Origin of the sequence: Serratia sp. OS31 (genome assembly GCF_014164835.1) — a bacterium.
GTDB lineage: Bacteria > Pseudomonadota > Gammaproteobacteria > Enterobacterales > Enterobacteriaceae > Serratia > Serratia liquefaciens_A.
Map to the genome: position 1 here is coordinate 1 of NZ_JACJFQ010000060.1, position 10,900 is coordinate 10,900.

The following is a 10,900-nucleotide window of genomic DNA, read 5'->3' on the forward strand; positions in this document are numbered from 1 at the left end:
AGCAGCTTTGCCGGTCGGGGAATATACATGGTGCAGAGTCTACAGGGCGGCAGGGAACAGGAAAAGGGCGTCGGCGCCAGCCGGCTCACGTCGCAGGCGTGCTCATTTTATTCCGAAGCCTGAAGAGCGAATGGGTGCCGACGAAGGGCTATGACAGCTTCAACGAAGCTCAAAGCGCGATAATCCGCTACATCACGGGTTATTACAGTGCCATCCGGCCTCACTGGTATAACGGCGGTCTGACGCCAAACCAATCTGAGCGACTGTACTGGTTACAGTCTAATGCGGTGGCCAGTATTAGTTGACCACTACAATCCAGCCGGGCAAGCCAACTCAGAACGGATTTATTGAGAGTTTCAACGGTCGCTTTCGGGATGAATGCCTGAATGAGCACTGGTTCAGCGATGTTCTTCATGCCCGGAAAATCATTAATGACTGGCGGCAGGACTATAACAAGTCCAGACCTCATTCATCGCTGAATTACCAGACGCCATCTGAATTTGCAGCAGGCTGGCGTAACGGGAAACATGAAGAAAAATCAACCGACATTACTAACTGAAGGTTGTATCTAATACTGGGGGCAGGTCACATCTGTTTTCGACTCAGTTTCCAGCCCATCAGTTGATACTATTAATAGACTAAAATTTGGCTTTACATAAAGAGAGAATGCGGCTATTTTTTTAGTAAATAAGTTAGCATAAAAAGAAATATGTTTTCATGCCAATAATTTCAAGTTTGATAATTTGGTTTATAGGCGTGGCATATGAATGTTTTTTATGGCTCGCTTTTTAAATGGGAGAGAAATCTGCTGGCGGATTAAAAAACCTTGTAAGAAAGGTTATATTTAAGATGCCTTTATAGATAAAGGCCAGTCATGGTGTGAATGGAACTGGCGTGGTCAATCAAATGAAGTTAATTACCTAAGAGGAAGATAATTATGAACAATAAAGATGATGATAAAACAATCCCTGTAGACCCTGATAAAAGTCCAGTCACTATGAAGTCCGGGTCGATTACTGGGAATGAAAATAATTTTGCTGTCGAATTTTTTTCTAATGGAAGCAACGCGGTGACAGTAACTATTGCTGCGCAGCTTTATTATACAGACATTATCAATGGTAAACCCGTAGATGTTGATGTTGATATTGAAAATAAGGATCAGGTGGATATTACTTTAGTTGATTTTAATGACCCAAATTTGCTTAAGTACAGTCCAAGTTATGGCCCAATAAAACCAGAGGACTATGATTTGTTTACGTCTTCGTCGAACTGGAAAAAGTATGAGAAATCTGATGGTCTGTATACCCGTGTCATTTCGGCATCACGTGTAGCCATGTTGCCCATACCCAGAGCGAATATATTGCATAAAAAAACATTTTATGTTACCACAACCAGTATATCTGAAACAATTAGGCTTGGAGTAATTCTGACCTTTAAATATAAAGGGGATGATCCTGAAAATGAAAAACCCAAAAGAACTTACATAGTGTTTTCTGAAAAGAATACTGAGTCATTTACTGCCAAAACTCCACTGACACTAAAACTTGTAAAGCCGATTGATTATTCGAATGCTCCTGAAAAGCAGGTGGTTGTAAACACCCCAGGGTGGCAGAATGTGAGTAATAGTATACACTGGAAACGTGAGCGTGACGGGACTGGCGCAACACAGGAATACAACGGGGTTTTTAGTAAAAATTACATTACCTTTACTCCTGCTGAGTATACCTCTCCTAACCATACAGTTCTGGATGACATTAAATTCTTAGATGTAACACTAACTTCCCCCCCAGAGGACCCACAAAATTTGACTTTCGAGGGCTCTCCAGAGCTTCTCTGTGCCATATCACCGCAAATTTCGTTTGCAGGCAGTAATGATGGAGGTGGTGGAATTCTTATTTGGCGTAAAACACCAGCCCTCAATACGTCATCGTTGGCGGGTTTTGAGTTTCCAGGAGTAACATTTACTGACGTTTCATATAAATATACCATTGGGCAAAATGCCGACTCCTCAATTACAGTGCCAGCGGGCACATCAGCACATCTTGTTGGTCTTGTGTTATGGATCCCAGGCGGCGAGTTTACCTTACAAAAAACACTATCCCCGGAGGGATGGAATACGGGGAAAAATACCCCTATAAATGCAAGTGTTATTGACAGCTTCGGTAATTCTGGACACTTCTTTATTAATTTTATTAACAAGGATGGGTCCGGGAATCCGAATGTTTCACTGAGTAAATCATAAGCGCGTATTATTTATAACAGGAGGCCATGTATGTATAATCGTATGTTTTTCTTTATGTTCATTTTCTTTCTTTTTACACAAAATGCCCTGGCTCACTGCTCCAAGCAAGAAGGCCACTTTGACTTCCGTGAACTTATTGAGTCTGCTGTTCCTTCTACCCGCGGTTATGTTACGAATGCAACATTCTTTCAGGAAGATGCGGCGGATCAAAAAGATTGTGCTGGCCCCAGCAGGTTAGATACAGGCGACATGCCTCGTGACGGCACATTTTTTTTCGAGCCAAAGCTATATGTCGATGAGCCTTTAGGGAGCGATAATGTTTATAACCTCTTCTATGGCAGTGTAGATGATACCGGCTCCTCTTGTTCTCATATGATTTCGACTTCCAATATGTGCGGGAAGAATCCAACCATTTTCTGGGCAGTAAAAGGCCATCTGGATATAACATATGTTAGTGATCCTGCTCATCCAAATGAATTCTCAATATATAGAATGCCTCTCAGTTTTGCATACGGAGAAGGCAAAAATGGCTATGAGGGTTCGGACCTGTTACTCTACTGGGGCGGGAAAACATGTAAGACCACGACACGCCCAACGATAATGATGTGCATCGCAAAAGATGTAAATGGGAAACAGGGTGATATTCATATTGAGCTTGCTACCATAAATAAGAATGGCACAGAACATAACTTTACAATATTTGCAAGAAATATAGAGAAGGAATAGTCAGTGTTATCCTTAATTAATGCTGCTTTTTCAACCAATTATTACATGGGATGATTGTTATGTCATATTTTTTTACACAGTCGCAGAACTTCAGTGATGCCGTCAACGGCGATGTTGACCCGAGAACTGGTCTCTTCAATATAAATATCAGCCTGGGAGAGCTGACTTCAAATAATCAGCTCGGGCCCAAACTACCTTTGTCTCTTAGCTACTCTCCACTGGAAAATAATAATGTCGGATTTGGTATCGGATTTAATTTTTCACTCTCTTACTATGATCCGGAAAATAATATACTCTGCTTGAGCACCGGGGAAAGATTCAGTGTCTCCGATAAGGGTGACGGTGTTTTTGAAATTAAACAACAAAAATTAAAAAACTTTGATTTTAAACGTGAATTAGATGGAAGCTATAAGATCACCCATAAAGACGGCAGCATGGAATTTCTCTCTTCAAGAGCCCTACCCACAATCAAATTGCCCGTAAAAATAGTTTCCCCTCTGGGCTATGCCCTGATTCTTGACTGGACCGATGAACACTCCCCCCGCCTGAACAGCATTAAAGATATCACTGATAACAACGGTAATATTGACTCGACGGGCAATAACGGAAACACCTTGCTGTTTGTCAACTATTATAGCGCCAATAAAACAATCCTCAATATTCTGCCTCACTCGCCGGAGGCCCATGCTTTGACATTCAGCATCGGCAACATGGGCCATACCACAGCCATTGAGCGCTCCGTGCTGGCTGATATGAGGCTGAGTGGTGCGAGTGCGAGTGGTGCAGAGCCACTGACATGGACCATCGGGTACGATACCTTGCTCGGGGATCGGTATTGGGCCACCTCACTGACGTATCCTGGGGGGGGGGCTGTCACCTGTCGGATTGGCAGCGACAGCAATTCTTTCCCTGACGAGGCCAATGAAGTGCCGTTACCTTGTGTCGGCAGTTTTACCGTCAGCGGGAAGGGTATGGATGACTCCGTTATTTCATATAATTTCCGGGTTAAGGGTGATAATAATTTTCTCGGATTTCCGGTGGTGAAACAATGGGACAGCAATGTTGATAACGCCTTTACGGCAGGCACTGGTTTTTCATACGGTTCTGCCCAGGAGTATACCTATACCAGCGGCGACGCCACGCAGACGACACGCGTCACCCGTAACTATAACTGTTTCCATCTGATTACCTCTGAGACACATGAAACCGGGGTTATTAATAATGGTCACTTCTCAGTACGGACCACTGTGACCAAGAATTATGCCTATGACATTAAAGCAGACACACCTCTTTACGGGCAATCGGACACGTATCAGCTTCCGACCAGTGTCACCACCACCTGGCAGAAAGCAGGCCAGGACGCCATTCGTCAGGAGGTGGTCGAGTCAACCTATGATGACATCGGTAATCTGCTCGCCCAGAAAACGCGAATCGTGAAAAAAGCCCGCGCGGATGATGCGGGAACCTCCACGCCTGCACTTTACGATAAAGCCTGGGAGTATTACGATAGTAAGGGTGAGGCGGACAATGAGACTGACGGTACCGGCTGCCCCGCTGAACCTAATGGATTTCGCCGTTTTGTCAAATCCATGACTGTAACCCCGATGTTAAATGGCAATTATGCGGACTCTTCTCCGGCTAAAAAAACGGTTTACCGCTACGGCCTCCTTAAGGCACCTGATGGGATTGATTTTTCTCCCATAGTGATTAAAGAAGAGAGATACTTCACAGGCGGACAATTGGTACAAATCAGCCATCACACCTATGCTGAAAAAAGTAATGACCTAAAAAATGGGTTCGGGCGTCTAATTAAGACAGAAGATATTTACTATCCTGATGGTGAAGGGAAAGCGTTCTACACCTCCGTTAAAGAGTATGCTTACGAGGTGGATGAAAAAGATAACACAATTACTTGCACCACCACGGCCACATCTTGTGAAAATATCAGTCTAACTACCCGTCAGACATATAGCCGGTTCATGGGAATGATGTTGGAAAGCGTGAACGCTGACGGTGTCAAAAATCGCTATGAATATGACGGTCTATTCCGGAAAACGGCGGAAACCCTGGGTGCCGACACGGATTATAGTATCACTAATATCTTCGAATACAGGATAGATGAAGGTGCAGACTTCCCCTTCATCGTGGATACTCAGCGACAGCGTGCCGCTGACAATGTCCCAATAACCCAAGCTCGGGCGTATTACGATGCTGCACACAATCTTGTAAAAACGGAAATCAACCTGGCGGGGGCTGCGCAGGATGATTGGTATACGTTAGAGCAGCACCAATATGACACCATGCTTCGCCCGCTCTCGTCTGATTTTATGGACTATCAGGTTCCGCCCCTTCCGCTTTCCTGTAATCAGTTAGCCCCGGAAGCTTCTAAAACAAGGACTATTCGCTATTTTTATGACGACTGGGGGAAAAAACACCACATTTCCGTCTCGGTGGGAACTGATGTCTGGGAGATCCATGACCCTATTGCCATGACAACACTGAGCTACTCAGCAGGTCAAAAAAGCCACGGACCAGTCACAAAAAACTCTTTTGACGATGGTGGGCGGCTTTACAAAGTAGAACGATATGATGCTGCCTGTGATATGGATCTCCCCCTTCCGGCGCCTCTGAGTTCCGTGACAATGGAATATGACGGCCTTGATCGGTTGCGGAAAAAAACTGACGAACTGGGGCGCACTACTAGTTTCGAATATGATATCCATGGTCGTTTGCTTACGACTACCTTGTCGGACGGCACGCAACTTCTATATGAATACAGCAGCTATTCTGCCCTTGCATGGCAGACCGGGATTTCCGTTAAAGATAAAGACGGGAAGGTAACACCACTCGGCACTAGGGCATTTGATAGCATTGGGCGACTGGTGGGGCATTCATCCGGTGGGAGAAACTGGGTGGCAACATATGATCCAGTCTCCGGAAGCCTGTTAAATCCTTACACAGTGACATTGCCAGATGGAGGCCGGGAGGCCTATCTGTATATACCGGAACTGCTGGGAGCCGTTTCCTGTACAGCACAAATTGCCACGGATGCAACCGACATTCAGGCCGCAATTGCTCAAAGTCAGAACAAACAAGATATCACTTACTGCAATAATAAAACGTCTCATCCCCAGTCTGTCGGCAATGTGGACTCATTAAATATGATGCTAGACGGAACAAAAATAGGAAAGCTATCCTACCAGTACGAGGACACTGGGCGGTTGCAAACCGAAAACTTTCTCTATGGCAACAACCTATCGGCCAGCCACACCTACACGGTAGCTGGGAATCCCGACAGTTATCAGGATGTCTCTGGAGATAAAACCACGATGGCCTACGATGAATATGGGCGCCTACAGTCATATTCTGACACAACTACAGTTGTGGAAATGGAATATGATGATTTAAGCCGCATGAATCGGTGGCGGACCACTGATAGCCTGACCGGAACCACACAGACAACCGAATTGGAATGGGATGGGCTGGGCCGGGAAATTTCCCGCAAACAGACCAATTCCCATTCAGGTTCTGGGTGGGTCATGACTCAGGAATGGAATGATGATAACAGGCTGAAAAGTAAAACTCTTTGCCGGGACGAAAAAATTGTACGTACTGAAATGTACACGTACGACATACGTAACCGGGTAGCCCGCGTAACCCTGACAGGCTCGGAACTTCCCTTAGATACCAACGGATGCGCAATCACAGGACAAACATTCACCTATGATGTACTGAATAACATCATCGAAGTTAATAGCAGCTACTCAGACAGCACAAATGACACTGCCGTATATTCATATCTCAGTTCAGCAGACCCATGCCAGCTGACTACTATGAAGCGAAGCCACCCTTACTATGCAAGACTGGGTGAAATTACCCCCTCATACGATAAAAATGGGTGCATGATAAGTGATGGTATGGGGAGAGCATTCACTTACTTCGGTCCAGTGTTATCCGGCCGTTTATCCGGTGCCACGCAGCAAAATGGAAAATCTACCGCTTATCAGTACGACAGTCTGGGGCGAGTTGCCCGTAGGAATGGTAGGAATGATAGCAGCTACTACTATCGGGGAGATGCCCTGGTAACCATCGCAGCTGACAGTGGCAAAATGACCCGTCTAGTGTCAGGCCCAGGAGGAAATACCGCACAGGTGGAATGTGAAAATGAGAACCACACCGTATGGCTCACAGGTACGGATGCACACAATTCGCTGTTAAGCAGGGACAACAACACGGAAACTCATCGTTTTGTCTATGGACCTTATGGCGAGCATCAGCAGAGTCAGGAGCAAGATAATGCGCTGTTAGGGTATAATGGGGAGTTGGAAGACTCCGGTTCCGGTGGCTATCTTATGGGGGGCAACAGATTGTATCGCCCGGATTTTCGGCGATTTACCTCGCCTGACAGTCTGAGTCCCTTCGGGACCGGGGGGGTAAATGCCTACAGCTACTGTGAAGGTGACCCGCTGAACTACACGGATCCCACAGGGCACAGTAAATTGAGTCACTGGCTTATGAACTCCGTTTTCGTCGCAATGGCGGTTGCTGATGTCGGGCTTGCCGTTGAGACCGGCGGAGCGTCTCTGGCTCTTCTGGGGGCCCTGGTATCCCTGACTTCAGCCACGACAGGGATGGCTGCGGATGGACTCAGTAATGCACACCCCCATACTGCCAACCTTTTGGGTAAAATATCGATGTACTCCGGGGTTGCAGCGACAGTTTTCAGCCTGGGCGCGGGCATGAAGAGCGTGGTGGAAAAGGGCATGGCAAGAACGGCTGAGGAAGTTGGTTCCCGATCCAGAGTGTCGACGTCGAGAGGCCCTAGGCGCGAAGGATTCGACCCCAAAAGAAGGGTGGACCCGAGATTAGAGCCCCTCCACACTCGGGATCCATGGACTCAGTCAATCGAAAGAGGTGGTAGAATAATTAAACTGTCCGATTATGCAATTACTCACGGTGATGTGAAAAGGGCTATTCAACAAATAAGAGAGTCAGGTAACACGTTGCCGATTATAATAATCACAGGAACTCACGGCTCTGGAGCGGGAGATAATTGGATGACAAATGGCTTGAGGGTCGAAAAATTGTTGGATCATAATTTTTATGTAGAAGATGAAAGCTTCATTAGAAACCAAAGTGCGAGTTTGCTTTATGAACCGGTGGATTCTTCATCAAGTGCATTTCAAACACCTAGAGACCACATAAAACGATTGCTACAAAAAAGAGAGTATAATATAATACTTGGATATTGTTATAGTAGGAATGACTCACTCGTCCGTGAGGTTTTTTGTCTAGACGGGGTTATATCCCATATGTTCAATGAAAATGCGTATTATAATATATGGCAGAGGGGTTATCCTGTATCTATGCACTTTTGATGGTACTCGCTATATAGTGCATTGACACTTTTGCGTTCAAAAACGCCCAATGAGGTTCATTGGGCGTTTTTTTATTAATAAGTGACGAGAGTAAGTGTAAGCACACCTGTTTTAGTTCCACGTACTTTTTGTAAGCGTCACGTTTGAACCGTATTGACGCTTTAGGATAAGGTGAGTTCGACTTTCCAGGGCAACAGATCGCGTACACGATTCGCCGGCCAGTCCTGGATATGTCCGATGACGTAGCGCAGCCACGCCTCCGGTTCTACACCATTGAGTTTGCACGTGCCGATCAGCGAGTACAGGAGCGCAGCACGCTCTCCGCCTGCATCTGACCCGACGAACAGCCAGTTTTTTCGCCCCAGCGCGACTCCGCGCAGGGCGTTCTCCGCGATATTGTTGTCGATTTCCGCCCAGCCGTTCTCGCAGTAGAGGTTCAACGCATTCCACTGCTTCAACAGGTAGGCGAACGCCTTCGCCAGCTCCGCGTGGCGCGACAGCGTTTTCATCTGTGTCTGGATCCACTCGTACAGCGATTGCATCCGCGGCACCGTCTTCACTTTTCTGACCGACAGCCGCTTCTCCGCCGGGCTGCCACGTATTTCTGCCTCGATGGCGTACAGCTCACCGATGCGTCTCAGTGCTTCCGTGGTGATGTCGGTCGGTGTGCGGACATGAACGTCGTGGATTTTCCGCCGCGCATGCGCCATGCAGGCGGCCTCCGTGATGCGCCCGTTTTCATACAGCGCGTTTAGCCCCCATAGGCATCGGCCTGCAGGACACCGCTGTATCCTGCCAGGTGCTGCTGCGGATGGAGGCCCTTGCGATCCGGTGAGTACGCGAACCACGCCGCCGCCGGCATCACCGAGCCCGCGTTGCGGTCATCACGCACGTATACCCACAGACGGCCGGTGCGGGTCTTGCCACTCCCCGGTGCCTGGACCGGCACCGGGATGTCGTCGGTGTGGACCTTGCCCGGCATCAGCACATACTCCCGCAACAGGTCATACAGCGGCTCCAGCAGCTCACTGACCGCGCCGGACCAGCGCCCAAGTGTGGCCCGACTGAGCTCCACGCCCTGACGGCGGTATATTTCCGCCTGACGGTAGTGCGGCGTGTGCTCGGCGAACTTCGCCGTGACGATGCGCGCCAGCAAGCCGGGACCGGCGTAGCTGCGCTCGATGGGTTTTGAGGGCATCGGCGATTGCACGATGGTGTCGCACCGGCAACAGCTCAGCTTCGGCCGCTGCGTTTCGATAACCTTGAAGGCGCTGCTGATGAGCTCCAGTTGTTCCGAGATATCGTACCCGAGCGGGCTGAGACCACCGCCACACGCCGGGCAGGCACTTTCTTGCGGAGGGAGCACGCGTGTTTCGCGCGGTACGGTAGCCGGCAAGGGCTTGCGAGCAGAGGACTGCCGCAACGGCTGCGGCAGCGCCGGATCATGCTGTTCGCCCAGCGTCTCCGCCAGCTCTTCCTGCAGGGCGTTGATGCGTTCTTCCGCTTCGCGTACCTGACGCTGCGTTTTTTCCCGCAGTTTTTCGGAGCTCTTGCCGAACTGCATGCGTTGCAGTTTGGCAACCAGTGCTTTCAACCGGTTGATTTCGCTGGCATACGCCGCTACCCGTTTGGATAGCGGGCGATTGTACTCCTCCATTTGGCGAAGCGTGTTTTGCTGCTCCAGCAGTTGCGCCCGGAGCCAGGCGTTTTCATCGGGATAGGATGTGACCATATCCCCACCTTACAACAGGTTATATCCGCAGGCCAGGCCGTTCCATCCGTTGCGGATGCTTCCAGTTGATGCCTTCCAGCAGCATGGCCAGTTGTGCCGGTGTCAGATGGATTTTGCCGTTTCTCGCCACCGGCCAGACGAAGCGACCGCGCTCCAGGCGTTTGGTGAACAGGCACAGGCCATCGGCGTCGGCCCACAGTACTTTAATCATATCGCCACGGCGCCCCCGGAAGATAAAGACCTGCCCCGAGAACGGGTTGTCACGCAGCGTATTTTGAACCCGCGAGGCCAGGCCGTTAAAGCCGTTACGCATGTCGGTGATGCCGGCCACGATCCAGATGCGACTGCCCGCCGGCAGCGATATCATCGGCACGTTCCTTTCAACTCGTGGATCAACATGCTCAGCAACGCAGGACTGAGTGCGCCCCGGAGCCGTAACGTGCCACCAGGCAACACCAGTTCACACTCCGCGACGTCGGAGGGTGGTGCTTTATCTGCTTCAGTTATTGGCGGTGGTGATGGCACATCTTCCAGTTCAACCGGCAGCAGGCAGGGCTCAGCAGGGATGGTCGCGCCGAGGCGCCCCTGTTTGTAGAGGTTGCGCCAGTTGAACAACTGAACCGCCCCGGGTTTCTTGGAGACTAAACTCTCAGTAAAGGAGACCCAACTATGTCATCGAAACGTTATCCCCCCGAACTGCGCGAACGCGCGGTCAGAATGTTGCTGGAGCAACGCAGCGCGTACAAATCAGAACACGAAGCCGTTCAAGCCATCGCCCCGAAAATCGGCTGCCATGGCGACACCCTTCGAGCCTGGCTCCGT

Annotated in this window: 4 protein-coding genes and 4 pseudogenes; 6 read left to right on the forward strand and 2 right to left on the reverse strand. The window is 49.0% G+C overall.

Annotated features, from left to right (window positions below; genetic code table 11):
• Window positions 1-110: 110 nt before the first annotated feature.
• The 5 genes and pseudogenes from H5P17_RS25615 to H5P17_RS25635 all read left to right on the forward strand — a co-directional run.
• Window positions 111-305: pseudogene (locus H5P17_RS25615) on the forward strand (IS3 family transposase); the annotation flags it as partial.
• A gap of 8 nt (window positions 306-313) precedes the next feature.
• Window positions 314-559 (forward strand): annotated as a pseudogene (locus H5P17_RS25620) (transposase); the annotation flags it as partial.
• A gap of 378 nt (window positions 560-937) precedes the next feature.
• The gene (locus tag H5P17_RS25625; protein WP_182825818.1) at window positions 938-2,242 is read left to right on the forward strand and encodes a hypothetical protein; all 1,305 of its coding nucleotides are present in this window, start codon (window positions 938-940) and stop codon (window positions 2,240-2,242) included.
• A 30-nt stretch (window positions 2,243-2,272) separates the two neighbouring features.
• Window positions 2,273-2,968, forward strand: coding sequence for a hypothetical protein (locus H5P17_RS25630; protein WP_182825819.1), 696 nt, complete (start codon window positions 2,273-2,275; stop codon window positions 2,966-2,968).
• 59 nt (window positions 2,969-3,027) lie between these two features.
• A complete protein-coding gene (locus H5P17_RS25635; RefSeq protein ID WP_182825820.1) occupies window positions 3,028-8,346 on the forward strand; it encodes an RHS repeat-associated core domain-containing protein in 5,319 nt (1,772 codons plus the stop codon).
• 161 nt (window positions 8,347-8,507) lie between these two features.
• Here H5P17_RS25635 and H5P17_RS25640 read toward each other — a convergent pair.
• Both H5P17_RS25640 and tnpB read right to left on the reverse strand, forming a co-directional pair.
• Window positions 8,508-10,078 (reverse strand): annotated as a pseudogene (locus H5P17_RS25640) (IS66 family transposase).
• A gap of 19 nt (window positions 10,079-10,097) precedes the next feature.
• Complete coding sequence (gene tnpB / locus H5P17_RS25645; RefSeq protein WP_182825821.1) at window positions 10,098-10,445, reverse strand: IS66 family insertion sequence element accessory protein TnpB; 348 nt, start codon at window positions 10,443-10,445, stop codon at window positions 10,098-10,100.
• A 302-nt stretch (window positions 10,446-10,747) separates the two neighbouring features.
• On the opposite strand from tnpB, the pseudogene H5P17_RS26745 reads away from it, so the two are divergent.
• Window positions 10,748-10,900: pseudogene (locus H5P17_RS26745) on the forward strand (IS3 family transposase); the annotation flags it as partial.